This window comes from Nostoc sp. ChiQUE02 (genome assembly GCF_034531305.2).
Lineage (GTDB): Bacteria > Cyanobacteriota > Cyanobacteriia > Cyanobacteriales > Nostocaceae > Nostoc.
In genome coordinates, this window is the sequence record NZ_JAVRBN020000001.1 from 233852 (window position 1) to 249154 (window position 15303).

Below are 15303 nucleotides of genomic sequence, written 5' to 3' on the forward strand. Positions count from 1 at the left end.
TTATCAGAAACCATAATGATTGGCGAAATATTAGGTGAACGCTACGAAGTTCAGCAGCTATTAGGAAAAAAAGCAGGGCGGCGGACGTTGTTAGCTCGTGATTTGCAAACTCAGGAATTAGTTGTCATCAAGTTACTCTCTTTTGGTGGTGACTTTGAATGGGATTCACTCAAGCTGTTTGAGCGGGAAGCTGAAACTTTAAAATCTTTGTCACATCCCTTAATTCCTCACTATTTAAACTATTTTGAGGTAAATTTACCAACCCTCAAAGGATTTGCTCTAGTACAAACTTATATCCACGCCCAAACTTTAGAGCAATATTTACAAACTGGACGGACTTTTACAGAAGTTGAAATCAAACAGATAGCCAAGGCAGTTTTAGAGATTCTCATTTACTTACATGAGCTACACCCGCCTGCGATCCACCGTGATATTAAGCCTAGCAATATTTTATTAGGGGAGCGTTCTGGTAATAGTGTTGGTCAAATTTACCTAGTAGATTTTGGTTCAGTGCAGACTGTCCTTGGCGCAGAAACTGGGACTAGGACTGTGGTGGGAACTTATGGATATATGCCACAGGAGCAATTTGGTGGGCGTACCGTTCCTGCCTCTGACATTTATAGTTTAGGCGCAACATTGATTTACTTGGTAACGGGTACTCATCCAGCCGATTTGCCCCAAAAGGATTTTCGCATTCAGTTTGAACAAGCGGCTAATCTGAGTCCTAGCTTTACCAATTGGCTAAAGTGGATGATTGAACCCAGTTTAGAACGGCGTTTTAGTTCTGCTGCTGGTGCGATCGCAGCTTTAGACAAACCACAACCGACAAATTTGCCTGCTTTGGTTGTTGGTAAACCAGATGGGAGTAAGATTCAACTAATCAAAAATTGGGATTCTCTAGAAATTATCGTGCCATCAGATGGTTTTCATCCATCAATAATATTCACAGGCTTATTTGCGATCGCCTGGAATTCATTTATCCTATTTTGGACAATTGGCGCACTTTCTGCACCTTTTCCTGTCAACATCCCCTTTGCCTTGTTTTCACTTCCTTTTTGGGGTGCTGGCTTTTTCATGCTGTATAAATTTATCTTTAATTTGTTTGGACGCATCTGCTTACGCCTGAATCCAGAACAGATTACCCTAACCAGAGAGTTGTTTGCTTGGAAATTTTCTCGTCCGCGTCCATCACCAAGACAAAGTATCACTAAGCTGGTTTATATTCCAAAACACTTTACTAAAGACTCTGAAGGCACTAGAGTTGCCGTTCCAGCACAATTATATATTTTGTCGGGAGTACAAAAATATCAGGTTGGTGCTAACGATGGCGGTATTAAATCCGAAGCAGAGCTGGAATGGTTAGCTCATGAATTAAGTGATTGGTTAGGTTTGCCAATTAACAATCCAATGGGAAGTTAGTTGCGCTGATCGCGATCAGTTGTCTGCTGGAGCGATGGCTCTAATAAAAAGCCCCTCAGCAGCTAGCTAAGAATTCTGGATTCTACGGACGTTGTACAAAAAGTATGTAAGGAACGATTGCAGGTTGAGTCCTGTTCATAGAGAATTAAAACAATTGACTGGTATTGAATCATGCCAATGTTGGAAGGGTCGTATTTAAAGAAATCATATTAATTGCGCTATTTTAGTTTGGCTTCGACTCAAAAATTTAGCTTATAAAAGTGGTCAAACAATTTACAAAATTAAGCATGGATTGTTGTCAAATTATTTAGTTCAGCCAATACGGTTCAGTTAACGCTATTTAGCCGCAGAAGATCCGCCAACCCCCTTAAAAAGGGGGCTTAGTTCCCTCCTTTTTAAGGGGGTTAGGAAGGATCAGGTCTTAACTGAACTGTATTGTTAGTTCAGCAACTAAAACGTCCTGACGTATGGCTATATTTTAGTTGTTAGGCTCTCGGCGTGGTGTAGCCGCGCCATCAGTTGTGCCAGTTGCATAAGTCCTGTAAGATACAAGGTTGGGTTGAGAAACCGATGCTGTTGGCAAATTATTTCTTAACATTGAAAGATTTGGTAAACCCCTTGTTTTGAGAAATCTTGGGTTTCCTTACGTTAACTCAACATACATCAGCTCAGGAAATATAACTCTCAGGAGAGATTTTAATATGAAGAGAAATAGAAATCTTATCCAAAAAACTCTTTTTGGTATTCATAAGCTGGGTATTAGATTTGGAATTCATATTCTTCCAGTCCACTATTATTCGCCAATCCCTAACATCCTGGAACTAGAACAAACTCGTGATGTATGGGCTAAAAAGTCAGAATTACCTGGTGTATCTGTAAATTTAGATCAGCAAACCGCCACTTTAAAGGCTATCTGTATGCCATACCAGAGCGAGTATGTTGGCAACAAAGTTTACCTAGAAGGCGTATCAAACCATTTTGGACCAGGATATGGGTATATTGAAGCTCAAGCCTTACACGCTTTTGTCAGACATTATAAACCCAAACGAATAGTGGAAGTGGGAAGTGGAGTTTCCACTTACTGTATGCTGAAAGCATCTGAGATAAATGCTAGGGAGACACAACAACATACTAAGATTGTTTCGATTGAGCCATATCCTTCGGAAAGACTCAGAAGTTTGTCCCAGATTGAACTTATACCCAAACAAGTCCAAACTGTACCAATTGAAATATTCACAGAGTTAGGACAGAATGACCTATTGTTCATTGACTCATCTCATACTGTCAACCAGGGGGTGATGTAAACTATCTCCTGTTAGAAGTACTCCCTCGTTTACATCAAGGAGTAGTTGTGCATTCTCACGACATTTTCTTGCCCTATGATTATCAGCGTGATGTATGTCGAACATTTCATCATTGGGCAGAGACATCACTCTTACATGCGTTTCTTCTCTTTAATGAAAGAGTAAAAATTATTGCTTGCTTAAGTCACCTACATTATGAATGCAAAAATGTATTGCGGGAAGTATTCCCAGAGTACAATCCTCAAGCCGAAATAAACGGATTGACACCTGAAAAATACAAACTTTTTGACGCAATTCCTGAGCATTTTCCGTCATCCATCTACATTCAGATCCAATAATAACTATAGGAATCATATTTGATTTTTGAAAAAAACTACGAGAGAATACGGTGGGGTATATCTGTCTAACAGCGAACAATCATAAACCAGAGTAGTGGCCACAAGAGACATAAAAGTATCCCAAGCTTTAGTAGCTTCAAGAGTCTGAGTTACATAACTAATATTGCGTCGCTGCACCATCGTCCTAGCCCCTAACTCTGCCGGGTTATTGTGCAATGGTAATTCAGGATAGACTTATTTATATTGATTTTATTTATACCCTGTTTCTGCAAGCGGGTCGAGCCCTGATCTGTGGTGAATTCATCGGATTTGAGCCATCAATGTTTATATTTAATTACAGATGCCTTAGAGGAAATTTATATGTTTGGACTGGGATGGCCAGAAATAGCTGTAATTACCATAGTCGCTGTTCTAATTTTTGGGCCCAAAAAAATTCCCGAACTGGGAACTGCACTGGGCAAAACCCTACGAGGTTTTAAGGAGGAGATGAAAACTCCCAGTGACGAAACCAATCCGGAGCAAGAAAAACAATAATTAAAGTAGTGAGAATACAGGAGTCAGGAGAAATGCACTCACGAGAAGATGCATTTTCAATATTGAGAAATTTCTGAATATAGTTTTTCCCATAAAGGGAGACGCTTGTAGCAATGAGTTATATGCTCATCACATAGAAGTCCTTCTGGCTCCTGATTCCTGATTCCTGCTTCCTGACGCCTAACTCCTGACTACAGCAAGGTATTAACAACAGAAGAAGGTGTGATCCCGTTTTGGGAATCGATGACAGTTGTGCCGGGATTTTGTTGGTGTGTCTCTTCTTTCGCTAAACCACGCAGCTTAATTAACTTAATAGCCCGAGTAACGCTTTCTGGCAAAATTACTACCAGACTGTTATCAGGAGCCATGTCTAAGCCTTTATTTATCGCTTGGGTTTCATCCAAAATTGATTCATAGCGGCTATCAGGCTTAACTTGGGTGATGCCTTGAATAATCAACTGGGCGGCTGAACCTCGTAGGCGTCCCCGTGTGTCATCGTCTTCTTTGACAATGATGTAATCAAAAATTTGTGCTGCTAATTTGCCCAAAGTAACAAAGTCTTCATCACGGCGATCGCCTGGCCCACCAATTACGCCAATCCGTTGTCCTGTAGTCCAGTTTCGCACAAAGGAACCTACAGCTTCGTAACTGGCTGCGTTGTGGGCATAGTCCACCAAAGCGTGGTAGTTTCCTAAATTAAATAGATTCATTCGTCCCGGCGTTTGACTAACTGAAGCCCGGAAGGTCTTCAAACCAGCACGAATCTGCTCAATCGTGACGTTTTGCACAAACGCTGCCAAACTTGCAGCTAAAGCGTTGGCAATCATAAACGGCGCACGTCCGCCCATTGTTAAAGGTATATTTTCTGCTCTTTCTATCCGATGTGTCCAATCACCTTTAACAATTGACAAATAGCCATTTTCATATACTGCCGCTACTCCGCCCTTTTGGATGTGCTTTCGCACCAATTCCGAGTCGGGGTTCATGGTGAAGTAAGCAATATTAGCCTTAGTTTTTTCTGACATGGCGGCGACGCGGCGATCGTCAGCATTGAGTACCGCATAGCCATCCGGGAATACGGCTTCTGCTACTACACTTTTGAGGTTAGCTAACTGCTCAATGGTATCTATATCGCCAATTCCTAAGTGGTCAGAAGCTACATTCAAAACCACGCCCACATTTGCGGCTTCAAAGCCCAATCCAGAGCGGAGAATGCCACCGCGAGCCGTTTCCAGTACCGCTACTTCCACTGTGGGATCTTGGAGAATGACGTGGGCACTTTGGGGACCTGTGTTATCGCCAGCTTCTACTAAGTAATCACCGATATACGTCCCGTCAGTAGTAGTATATCCTACTACCTTACCAGTCTGTTTATAAATATGTGCTAGTAGTCGGGTAGTAGTGGTTTTACCATTAGTGCCCGTGACACTGAGGATCGGAATTTGGCTAGATTGCTCGTTGGGGAACAGCATATCCATCACTGCGCCAGCGACGTTGCGGGGGATGCCCACGCTTGGAGCAACGTGCATCCGGAAACCGGGAGCGGCGTTAACTTCGACAATTACGCCATCGACTTCCCGCAGAGGACGGCTAATATCCGAGGTGACAATATCGAGTCCGGCTATATCCAAACCGATAATTTTGACTACCCGTTGTGCCAACCAAAGATTTTCTGGGTGAATTTCATCGGTACGGTCTACAGCACTACCACCTGTACTCAAGTTTGCCGTTGCTCTGAGATAACAAATAGTGCCTTTGGGTGGCACGCTATTGAGGGTATAGCCTTGCCTTTCTAGCAGCTGGTAGCTGGTGCGGTCTAGTTCAATCTTGGTCAGGACGTTATCATGTCCTTCACCGCGATTTGGGTCAAGGTTTGTTTCCTCAATCAGTTCGGCGATAGTGGATCTGCCATTGCCAATCACATGAGCAGGGACGCGTTCGGCAACTGCTACTACTTTGCCATTTACCACCAGTACCCTGTGGTCACGCCCAACGTAATATCTTTCGACGATAATTGACCGGGAAACCTGTCTGGCAGCTTCGTAACCGGCTTCAGCTTCTTCCCAAGTTCTGATATCAATAGTGATCCCACGTCCATGATTGCCATCCAGAGGCTTGATGACGATGGGATAACCGCCAACATATTCAATGGCTTGTTCCAAATCGTCTAAGAAGTTGATCACTGTACCTCTGGGTACTGGCGCACCAGCAGCAGCAAGGATGCGTTTAGTGGCTTCTTTGTCGCAAGCTAGTTCTACACCCAAAATGCTGGTGTTGTCAGTCATTGTGGCTTGCATCCGCTTCTGGTTCACGCCGTAGCCTAGCTGAATCAAAAAGCGGGCTTCCAGAGACATCCAGGGAATACCTCTTTTTTCTGCTTCTTTGACGATCGCTTCAGTGGAAGGCCCTAAGGAAGCATCACGGGTAAACTCTTTTAGGTCTTGGATATCTTGCTCTAGTTCTGCCTTGGGATAACGGCCTCGATCAACGATACTCTGGCACAGCCGCACTGCGGCTCGTCCAGCGTAGCGTCCCGCTTCCTCATTCAGGTACTCGATTACTACTTGGTAAATTCCGGGTGTGGCAGTTTCGCGGGTGCGACCAAAGCCGACATGCATACCAGCTAATTCCTGGAGTTCTAGAGCTACGTGTTCCACGATGTGACCCATCATGGTGCCTTCTTTCACTCGCATCAGAAAACCACCACGACAGCCAGGCGAACAATAGTGGCCCTCCAGACTCGGCAGCGCCTCAACTAATCCTTCATAAAAGCCAGGGATTTCATTCGAGGGCGTCTCGGCAAGGGTTTCTAAATCGAGGCGCATGACGATCAGTTTGTGGCGTCGAATGCTCCAATAGTTTGGGCCGCGTAAGGTCTGGATCTTGAGGATTCTCATGGGAATAGGTAGATGGAGATTCGGAACCAAAATTCTAGTTTCTTACTGGAATTGACCGCTAAACTGTTCATTGCAAACAGTTTTTTCTTTTTACATGGTATTCTTATCATTTTTCTACGGTAAGAAATAAATGTGCGGTCAACTCAGTGTAACCTCAGATACTCTATCCCGTCAGCTGGAGATTCGGTGTACAGCAGGCAATACAGTGCGCTGGTACAAGTGGAAGCGATCGCCGTAGCTGAGGATATGGAGACGTAAATTATGCACTGTTAATGGTTCATTAGCACCGACATGGGGTTCGTTGGTATGGGTGACTTCAGTGGGATCAACAATGGTGACACTGCCTTTACCCATAACTTGTAGCCAACCATCACGTTCAAACACTGCACAAGTATCTTCGTCAATGCCAATACCTAAGCGATCGGGATGAGCTGAGATCGCACTAATCAGTCGCCCCATCCGATTACGGTTGTGAAAATGTTGGTCAACGATTACTTCCGGAATAAATCCCAAACCCGTTGCCATATCGACTAGGGAACGATTGGGCGACTCTCCACTACCGCCGCCAGCAATCATATGATGCCCCATCACTGCCGCTCCTGCACTGGTGCCTGCTAACGTAAGTTGCCCCGCCCTCACTCGCTGCCGAATAATTTCCATTGCTGGCGTATCTGCCAATACGCCACAGAGACGCAGTTGGTCTCCTCCTGTCAAAAATACCCCACTACAGGCTTCTAAGGATGCTTTGATCTGGGAGGCTTCACACTGTTCCCGTTCGCGGATGTCTAAAATCTCTACCTTCTGGGCACCCATTTCTTCAAAAATGCGAATATACCGACCACCGATGATAGCGGGTTCGCGAGAAGCAGATGGGATAATTGTAATATAAGCCTTACTAGCACCAGCACGTCCAAAAAAAGTTCGTAGGATTTCGCGCCCATGAACTTTATCTTCTGCGCCTCCGATAACCAGAACGGCGGTTTTAGTTGCTTGGGGTGTCCTCATTTCTAGCGATTTAGCTTGTAATTGCGGCATTGTGTTTTTCCTGTCAACAACTCTCAGGTGAATTTAACAAGGTTCAGTTGCCTGATGATTTTTGCGCTTTACTTCTTTGAGAGGACACTTTTTGGAAGTTTGGAACTGGATTCAGCTACTCTCCAAATTCTCGCTTAACGCTCGCGTTGCCTCAGTCTAAACGTGTTCGTTCCCATTTCTCAAAGCCAGCGCCTTGTTTTTCACCTGTCCACTTGCAGCAGGGCAAAATAGTCTTTGGGGGGCTAGATTCCCACTCTAGAGTTGGGGACGAGCAGTTAAGACTACGCTTTTTTCTGAGGCTGGCTCGATGCATCCTGGAAGTTGTTAACTTGATATGATTAATAATTTAAATGTAGTTGTGACAACATTTAAACATAAATTAAGTAATTAGAAAAACTTTTGATCCCATCTAAAATCCAAGAGGTCTGGTAGTTTTAGATACTATTGATAAAGTTTAACTGGAGTTTGACCCGACCTTGGCTTGCTGATGTTTGCTAGACATTCAAATTTAAGATTAGTGTCCTCGAATACGAATAACTGTGCGCTTTGATATAGTTACGCTTTTTCCTGACTGTTTTAACTCTGTTCTCAATTCTGGGCTGCTAGGTAAAGCTTTAGCCAAACAGATTGCCGAAGTGCATCTGATTAATCCACGGGACTTTACCACTGACAAGCACCGAAAGGTAGATGATGAACCCTACGGTGGCGGCGTTGGGATGCTAATGAAGCCAGAACCTATTTTTACGGCTGTGGAGTCGCTGCCAATTCTACCCCGAAGAGAAGTAATTTTGATGAGTCCACAAGGTCAAACAATCAATCAACCTCTTTTGAAAGAATTGGTGACAAATTATGACCAGTTAGTAGTTATTTGCGGGCATTACGAAGGAGTGGATGAGAGGGTGCTACATTTGGTAACTCGTGAAGTATCTTTAGGCGATTTTATTCTGACCGGCGGGGAAATTCCAGCAATGGCTTTGATTAATGGTGTAGTGCGGCTAATACCAGGAACCGTGGCCAAAACGGAGTCCCTCACCGCAGAAAGTTTTGAGGAAGGGTTGTTGGACTATCCCCAATATACTCGTCCTGCCAATTTTCGCGGTTTAAAAGTGCCTGATGTTTTGCTCAGTGGAAATCACGCAGCGATCGCGCGCTGGCGTTACGAACAACAAATTCAAAAAACCCGCGATCGCCGCCCCGATCTTCTAGAGAAATGGGAGCAGGGGGGGCAGGGGAAGCAGGGGGAGAATAATTTCTAACTCCTGACTAATGACCAATGACTAATGACTAAATGACTAATGACTAAAATTCGTATTGGTAACGGCTACGATATCCATCAACTGGTGAGCGATCGCGCTTTGATTTTAGGTGGAACTCAAATTCCCCATGAACTAGGTTTGTTGGGGCACAGTGATGCTGATGTGCTGACCCATGCAATTATGGATGCCATGCTTGGGGCATTATCTTTGGGGGATATTGGTTATTATTTTCCCCCTAGCGATCCCCAATGGGCGGGAGCAGATAGTTTAGTACTATTAACTCAAGTACATCAACTGATTCGGGATCAAGGCTGGCAGGTGGGAAATATTGACTCGGTGGTAGTAGCAGAACGTCCAAAATTAAAGCCCCATATTCACAATATGCGCGACAAACTAGCAGCGGTTTTAGAATTACAACCGAATCAAATTGGCATCAAAGCTACCACCAATGAAAAATTAGGCCCCGTTGGGCGTGAAGAAGGTATATGTGCTTATGCTGTTGTCTTACTAGTTGCTTCAGAGTAACTTTTCTTTTAGCCTCTGATAAAAATATTCAAGACTAATTAGGATGGAAATAAATTTGAAGCTATGAAATTTTTTAGAAAAATATTTCTGGCAATTAAACATTTATGGTTGCCAATTATTCTGACTTCAGCAACAGCACTTACACTTACCGCCTGCAATCCAGCTAACTTCAAAAGTGCAGCTGCTCAAGTGCCGCAAGTCGTCACCGCAGTTTTGAGTGAGCCTTCAACTTTTAACTATGCTCTGAATGAGTCAGCATATAGCGTCTTTGGTTTCCTCTATGACTCATTGATTAATGAGAATCCCTTAACCACAAAACTAGAGCCTGCTTTAGCAGAAACTTGGGAAGTTTCTGAGGATGGTCAGCGGATTGTAATCACCCTTCGATCAGGAATTAAGTGGTCAGATGGTCAGCCGATGACTGCTGATGATGTTGTTTTTACTTATAACGAAATCTACCTCAATCCTAAAATTCCCACCTCTACCAAAGATGCTTTAAGAATTGGTGACAAGGGCACCTTGCCAAAGGTGAAAAAAATCGATGAGCGTCGAGTTGAATTCACCATATTAGAACCGTTTGCTCCTTTTTTAAGATATGTAGGCGGCATCCCAATTATGCCAGCCCATGCTCTACAGAAAGCAGTTCGCACAATTGGATCTGATGGAAATTCTAAGTTTCTCTCAATGTGGGGAACAGGCACCGATCCTAAACAAATTGTTGGCAACGGTCCCTATGTAATGGAAAGTTACGTTTCCAGTCAGCGAGTTATATTTCGGCGTAATCCATACTACTGGCGCAAAGATGCTCAGGGTAATCCTCAGCCTTACATTGAGCGTATTGTTTGGCAAATTATTGAATCTACTGAAAACCAGTTGATTAGTTTTCGCTCTGGACAGTTGGATGATTTAGAAGTTCCTCCTGAAGGTTTTAGTTTGCTGAAGCGAGAAGAAAAACGGGCGAAGTTTAAAATTTATAATGGCGGACCAGATACAAGTACAACTTTTATTGCTTTCAATCTGAGTAAAGCAAAGAATTCTCAGGGTAAACCTTTTGTAGATCCAATTAAATCTAGCTGGTTTAATAAAAAAGAATTCAGGCAGGCTATAGCCTATGCACTCGACCGCGAAACCATGAAAACAAATGCTTATCGTGGACTCGGTGAACTACAAAATTCATTTGTTTATGTCAAAAGTCCCTACTTTCTTCCTCCAGAAAAAGGGTTAAAGGTATATAATTACGAGCCAGATAAATCTAAGAAATTACTGTTACAAGCTGGGTTCAAATATAACGCCCAAAATCAGCTTTTAGATGCTAATGGTAACAGAGTCAGATTTACAGTCTTAACGAATTCGGAAAGAAAAGTTAGAGGAGATATGGCATCTCAAATCAGACGGGATCTCGCTAATATTGGGATTCAAGTAGATTTGCAAATTCTCAGCTTTAATTCTTATCTAGAAAAACTCAAAGTTACGCAGAATTGGGATTGTTACCTGGGAGGATTTGCTGGAGGCGGTATTGAACCCCACGGCGCTAGCAATATCTGGAGGATTGCCGGTGCATCCCACGCATTTAATTTGGGGCCACAACCGGGAGATCCACCCATGACTGGCTGGGAAGTTTCCGACTGGGAAAAGGAGATTGACAGCCTTTACATTAAAGGCGCACAGGTATTGGATGAAAACAAGCGCAAGGAGATTTATTACGAATATCAGCGCATCGCCTCAGAACAATTGCCGTTTATTCATTTAGTAGAAAGATTGAATCTGCAAGCAGTGCGCGATCGCTTCCAAGGAATTCAATATACTGCTCTTGGCGGCCCATTTTGGAATCTTTATGAACTGAAAGTAACCGATTAGTCATCAGTCATCACATAACAATATCAGGAAAAATGACAAATGACCGATGAAAAAACTTTGCGATCGCTCCTCGAAGCGGTTGCCAATGGTAAAGTTACGCCAGATACGGCATTAGACTCACTCAAAAACTTAACTTATGAATCTGTGGGTGAGTTTGCCAAAATTGACCATCATCGCCAGCTAAGAACTGGTTTCCCAGAGGTGATTTGGGGGCCTGGTAAGACTCCCGAACAAATTGCTCAAATTATGGAGGTGATGCGCCTCCGCAACCCGGTGGTGATGGCAACCCGCATTGAACCAGCAGTTTATACCGTACTGCAATCAAAAGTTAGCGGTTTGCGATATTACGAATCGGCGCGAATTTGTGCGATCGCTCCCCATAATCTCGAACCACAATTTGGGGGTGAAATCGGCATTCTTTCTGCTGGTACTGCTGATTTACCCGTTGCTGAAGAAGCCGCTGTCACCGCTGAACTTTCTGGTTTCCGGGTACAGCGCCTCTGGGATGTTGGTGTTGCTGGGATTCACCGCTTATTAAGTAACCGCCACCTGATTGAGTCAGCATCGGTGTTGATTGTCGTGGCGGGGATGGAAGGCGCTTTACCCAGCGTTGTTGCTGGTTTAGCAAGTTGTCCTGTGATTGCCGTACCCACCAGCATCGGTTATGGTGCAAGTTTTGGTGGTTTAGCACCTTTATTGACAATGCTTAACTCTTGTGCAGCGGGAGTAGGCGTAGTAAATATTGATAATGGTTTTGGTGCAGCAGTGTTGGCGGGGCAAATTTTGCGGACTGCCGAGAAATTGCGGTTGGCATCGGCTGCATCTTGAGTTAAGACATTGAAGTTATATCCAATATTTCAGTAAATATCAGTAACTAATGTAAAAAAACAACTGACACTGAAATTTGCCACCCTCAACTTCTTAATCACCAAATATGAGCCACTACAGCGATTTGACATCTCAGTTACTTTGGCATCTGCCCGTAAATTGGACAGCCCTAGCACAAACAATTACCGACCCAGACCTGATGGGTCAGATTCAAAAATCTTGGAACCACTTTATACAAACAGGTCAAGTGTGGGCATTGTTGATTGGTTTAGTCATTGGCTATATCATTCGGAATCTAACTAGCTACGGTTAAATTTAAAAGTTAGGAGTTGAAAGTGAGGAGTGAGAAGTTAGGAGTCAGAAACTCACAACTCCTCACTCTTAACTCTTAACTCTCCCCAACTCTCTTGATATTTATGACCAAAAAAGAAACTTGGAGCCAGCGGTTTGAATCAGCGTTGCATCCAGCGATCGCTCGTTTTAATGCCAGTATAGGTTTTGATATTGAATTAATAGAATATGACCTCACTGGTTCTAAAGCTCATGCCAAAATGCTTGCTCACACGGGCATTATCTCCCCAGAAGAAGGAGAGCAACTGGTTGCAGGTTTAGAACAAATTCGCCAAGAGTACCGCCAGGGTAAATTTCAACCTGGTATCGATGCTGAAGATGTGCATTTTGCAGTTGAACGACGACTGACAGAAATTGTCGGCGATGTGGGTAAAAAGCTGCATACAGCGCGATCGCGTAATGACCAAGTTGGCACAGATACCAGACTTTACCTCCGCGACCAAATCCAACAAATCAAAAATGAATTGCGAGAATTTCAAGGCGTTTTACTGGATATAGCCGAAAAACACGTTGAAACCCTAATTCCTGGCTATACTCACCTACAACGCGCCCAACCCCTGAGTTTAGCTCACCACCTCTTGGCATACTTTCAAATGGTGCAACGCGATTGGGAACGCTTAGGAGATGTTTCTCGCCGCGTCAATATCTCACCTTTGGGATGCGGTGCTTTAGCGGGAACGACTTTCCCGATTGACCGCCACTACACAGCCAAACTATTGGATTTTGACGATATTTATGCTAACAGCCTGGATGGAGTGAGCGATCGCGATTTTGCGATCGAATTTTTGTGTGCTGCTAGCTTGATCATGGTTCACCTCAGTCGCCTTGCAGAAGAAGTTATTCTTTGGTCATCTGAAGAATTCCGTTTTGTCAGCCTCAAAGATAGCTGTGCCACGGGTTCAAGTATCATGCCCCAAAAGAAAAATCCCGATGTGCCAGAATTGGTGCGGGGGAAAACAGGACGTGTATTCGGTCATCTCCAAGCGATGTTGGTGATTATGAAGGGGCTACCCCTGGCATATAACAAAGACCTGCAAGAAGATAAAGAAGGTCTATTTGATAGCGTCAACACAGTCAAAGCCTCTCTAGAAGCAATGACGATTTTGCTGAGAGAAGGTTTGGAATTTCGTACCCAGCGATTAGCAGAAGCTGTGGCTGAAGATTTTTCTAATGCTACTGACGTAGCAGATTATTTGGCAGCACGGGGCGTCCCCTTCCGGGAAGCTTACAACCTTGTGGGTAAAGTGGTAAAAACTAGTATTGCCGCAGGTAAACTCCTCAAAGATTTGAAATTGGAAGAGTGGCAACAACTACATCCGGTATTTGCAGCAGATATTTATGAGGCGATATCCCCCCGTCAAGTTGTGGCAGCCCGCAACAGTTATGGTGGCACTGGCTTTGTACAGGTCAGCAAAGCACTCATAGCCGCCCGCGCTCAAATCGCTATCGAGTAATAAATAAGGGCGTACAAAAAATGTGCGCCCTAAAAACTAAATAAACTAAATAACAAGGATTTAAGCAGACAGCTTATTCAGTGTCAGCTGCTGCTGCGCCTTCTTCTTCCTCACTCTTCGGTGGTCTTTGTTGGAATCTTCTCTGCATTCTTCCTGTCGTAGTCCGTTTACGAAACTTTCTGGCATACGCCTGGTTCCGTAGCGCCTTTTCTTTTTTCGGGTTACGGCGCTTGGCCATGTTCACCTCATTAATAAACAACAAAAAAGTAGCAACTAGGCATCACGTAGGCAATATCAGCTACCAATATTATTGATATACTTGTAGCCTAGTGCAGCAATCAATACGCTTTAAACAGTGTACTAGTCTACCGCATTCAACCTTGCTCTGTCAATTATAATTCAGAATTATCCCCGCGAGCTAGACGAAAAATAACTTTTCTTAGATTCAAATCCGTCAAAGAGATGTAAATTAGCTAACTAGTTATTGTTCTTGCAACAAACTAATATTATCAATAAATAATTCAGGAGTTAGTCGTTAAAATTCCTCCTGAATTCTGTATAATTGGCCGATGAATAGATGAGTTTAAGACTCCCACTAAATCAAATATTTGATGGGCTTTAATGAGGTGGTAGTCTCAAACTCTACTTAAATTGCCTCTTCTAGATTCTGAATTCTGAATTCCGACTTCTTACATTCATATTAATTTTTTGAATGTGTGCTGAAAAACTATTAGTGATAGCTGGCTTCAGCCAACTAATACTAGCTAGAAACTAAAAAGTTTTCTGATTTAAAAATATTATGTATATATGAATACAGTGCTTCTATTGAAAGTTGATGTTAGAATTAATAATGTTCTACGTAAATCGTCAGAATAAAATCTCAAACCACAAACATTTTTGTATAAATCAAAACTCAATAAAAAGTTTATTAGTTGAGTTTATGTAAGTGGTAGAGAACTATAGAATACAATACAGAAATTTTGAAGATTGAACGTTATTGCTTTTTTTCCGGCAGCTGTCCAGTCCACACGTAGTTTATGGCGTATTGGACAAACAGTATTGGGTATTATATTTCGTCATCCCATTACTGGCACTAGTATCATCCCAATTTTACCCGATGGTCGGATAGTACTGATCCGGCGACGTGACGATGGTCTTTGGGCATTGCCTGGAGGCATGGTGGATTGGGGAGAAGATATTCCCAACACAGTCCGCCGGGAATTGATCGAGGAAACCGGGCTAGAATTGGTGAAAATTAACCGTTTGGTAGGAGTTTACTCCGCGCCAGACCGCGATCCCAGAATCCATTCAATTTGTATTGTGGTTGAAGCCGAGGTGCATGGGACAATGGAGATTAAGGACACTTTGGAAGTCATGGAAATCCAAGCTTTCTTTCCGAATTCCCTACCTTCAGGACAGATGTCTCACGACCATACCCGGCAGTTGCAAGATTACTTAAATGGCTTGACAACATTGGCATAATAATGTTTGGTCATTAGTCATTT

The 15303-nt window shown here is 43.3% G+C and carries 13 protein-coding genes and 1 pseudogene; 11 read left to right on the forward strand and 3 right to left on the reverse strand.

What is annotated here, in order from left to right; genetic code table 11:
- Positions 1 to 15: 15 nt before the first annotated feature.
- The 4 genes and pseudogenes from RM347_RS01085 (at position 16) to tatA (ending at position 3595) form a co-directional block, all read left to right on the forward strand.
- Entirely contained in the window at positions 16 to 1419 is a 1404-nt protein-coding gene (locus RM347_RS01085) for a serine/threonine protein kinase (protein WP_322722230.1), read from the forward strand.
- 81 nt (positions 1420 to 1500) lie between these two features.
- A pseudogene (locus RM347_RS01090) lies at positions 1501 to 1753 on the forward strand (IS701 family transposase); the annotation flags it as partial.
- A 367-nt stretch (positions 1754 to 2120) separates the two neighbouring features.
- Complete coding sequence (locus tag RM347_RS01095; RefSeq protein ID WP_322722232.1) at positions 2121 to 2723, forward strand: class I SAM-dependent methyltransferase; 603 nt, start codon at positions 2121 to 2123, stop codon at positions 2721 to 2723.
- Between the two features lie 698 nt (positions 2724 to 3421).
- Positions 3422 to 3595 carry a twin-arginine translocase TatA/TatE family subunit gene (gene tatA, locus RM347_RS01100; protein ID WP_265274923.1) on the forward strand — a complete coding sequence of 58 codons (174 nt, stop codon included), beginning with the start codon at positions 3422 to 3424 and terminating at the stop codon, positions 3593 to 3595.
- Between the two features lie 191 nt (positions 3596 to 3786).
- Here the strand turns inward: tatA and cphA are convergent, their stop codons facing one another.
- Together cphA and RM347_RS01110 are read right to left on the reverse strand one after the other, a co-directional pair.
- Positions 3787 to 6492, reverse strand: a complete 2706-nt coding sequence (gene cphA, locus RM347_RS01105; RefSeq protein WP_322722456.1) for a cyanophycin synthetase — start codon at positions 6490 to 6492, stop codon at positions 3787 to 3789.
- Positions 6493 to 6663: 171 nt separating this feature from the next.
- Positions 6664 to 7527, reverse strand: a complete 864-nt coding sequence (locus RM347_RS01110; protein ID WP_322722233.1) for a cyanophycinase — start codon at positions 7525 to 7527, stop codon at positions 6664 to 6666.
- A gap of 539 nt (positions 7528 to 8066) precedes the next feature.
- Here RM347_RS01110 and trmD point away from each other — a divergent pair.
- The 6 genes from trmD (at position 8067) to argH (ending at position 13798) form a co-directional block, all read left to right on the forward strand.
- Positions 8067 to 8783, forward strand: a complete 717-nt coding sequence (gene trmD, locus RM347_RS01115) for a tRNA (guanosine(37)-N1)-methyltransferase TrmD (RefSeq protein ID WP_322722235.1) — start codon at positions 8067 to 8069, stop codon at positions 8781 to 8783.
- Between the two features lie 39 nt (positions 8784 to 8822).
- Positions 8823 to 9308: a 2-C-methyl-D-erythritol 2,4-cyclodiphosphate synthase gene (gene ispF, locus RM347_RS01120; RefSeq protein WP_322722237.1), complete on the forward strand. Its 486-nt coding sequence runs from the start codon at positions 8823 to 8825 to the stop codon at positions 9306 to 9308.
- 63 nt (positions 9309 to 9371) lie between these two features.
- Positions 9372 to 11165, forward strand: coding sequence for an ABC transporter substrate-binding protein (locus RM347_RS01125; RefSeq protein WP_322722238.1), 1794 nt, complete (start codon positions 9372 to 9374; stop codon positions 11163 to 11165).
- A 39-nt stretch (positions 11166 to 11204) separates the two neighbouring features.
- A complete protein-coding gene (gene larB, locus RM347_RS01130; protein ID WP_322722239.1) occupies positions 11205 to 11993 on the forward strand; it encodes a nickel pincer cofactor biosynthesis protein LarB in 789 nt (262 codons plus the stop codon).
- Between the two features lie 106 nt (positions 11994 to 12099).
- Positions 12100 to 12306 carry a hypothetical protein gene (locus RM347_RS01135; RefSeq protein WP_322722240.1) on the forward strand — a complete coding sequence of 69 codons (207 nt, stop codon included), beginning with the start codon at positions 12100 to 12102 and terminating at the stop codon, positions 12304 to 12306.
- Between the two features lie 103 nt (positions 12307 to 12409).
- Positions 12410 to 13798 carry an argininosuccinate lyase gene (argH, locus tag RM347_RS01140; RefSeq protein WP_322722241.1) on the forward strand — a complete coding sequence of 463 codons (1389 nt, stop codon included), beginning with the start codon at positions 12410 to 12412 and terminating at the stop codon, positions 13796 to 13798.
- 73 nt (positions 13799 to 13871) lie between these two features.
- Here the strand turns inward: argH and RM347_RS01145 are convergent, their stop codons facing one another.
- A complete protein-coding gene (locus RM347_RS01145; protein ID WP_167407613.1) occupies positions 13872 to 14036 on the reverse strand; it encodes a hypothetical protein in 165 nt (54 codons plus the stop codon).
- A gap of 749 nt (positions 14037 to 14785) precedes the next feature.
- Between RM347_RS01145 and RM347_RS01150 the strand changes: the two genes are divergently transcribed.
- Entirely contained in the window at positions 14786 to 15280 is a 495-nt protein-coding gene (locus RM347_RS01150; RefSeq protein WP_322722243.1) for an NUDIX hydrolase, read from the forward strand.
- Positions 15281 to 15303: the final 23 nt, after the last annotated feature.

Bases quoted from the DNA above. Each gene is read 5' to 3' on its own strand.
- RM347_RS01110 (WP_322722233.1), bottom strand. From the start codon at position 7,527: ATGCCGCAATTACAAGCTAAATCGCTAGAAATGAGGACACCCCAAGCA.
- tatA (WP_265274923.1), top strand. From the start codon at position 3,422: ATGTTTGGACTGGGATGGCCAGAAATAGCTGTAATTACCATAGTCGCT.
- RM347_RS01135 (WP_322722240.1), top strand. From the start codon at position 12,100: ATGAGCCACTACAGCGATTTGACATCTCAGTTACTTTGGCATCTGCCC.
- cphA (WP_322722456.1), bottom strand. From the start codon at position 6,492: ATGAGAATCCTCAAGATCCAGACCTTACGCGGCCCAAACTATTGGAGC.
- RM347_RS01095 (WP_322722232.1), top strand. From the start codon at position 2,121: ATGAAGAGAAATAGAAATCTTATCCAAAAAACTCTTTTTGGTATTCAT.
- RM347_RS01085 (WP_322722230.1), top strand. From the start codon at position 16: ATGATTGGCGAAATATTAGGTGAACGCTACGAAGTTCAGCAGCTATTA.
- argH (WP_322722241.1), top strand. From the start codon at position 12,410: ATGACCAAAAAAGAAACTTGGAGCCAGCGGTTTGAATCAGCGTTGCAT.
- RM347_RS01145 (WP_167407613.1), bottom strand. From the start codon at position 14,036: ATGGCCAAGCGCCGTAACCCGAAAAAAGAAAAGGCGCTACGGAACCAG.
- larB (WP_322722239.1), top strand. From the start codon at position 11,205: ATGACCGATGAAAAAACTTTGCGATCGCTCCTCGAAGCGGTTGCCAAT.
- ispF (WP_322722237.1), top strand. From the start codon at position 8,823: ATGACTAAAATTCGTATTGGTAACGGCTACGATATCCATCAACTGGTG.
- RM347_RS01125 (WP_322722238.1), top strand. From the start codon at position 9,372: ATGAAATTTTTTAGAAAAATATTTCTGGCAATTAAACATTTATGGTTG.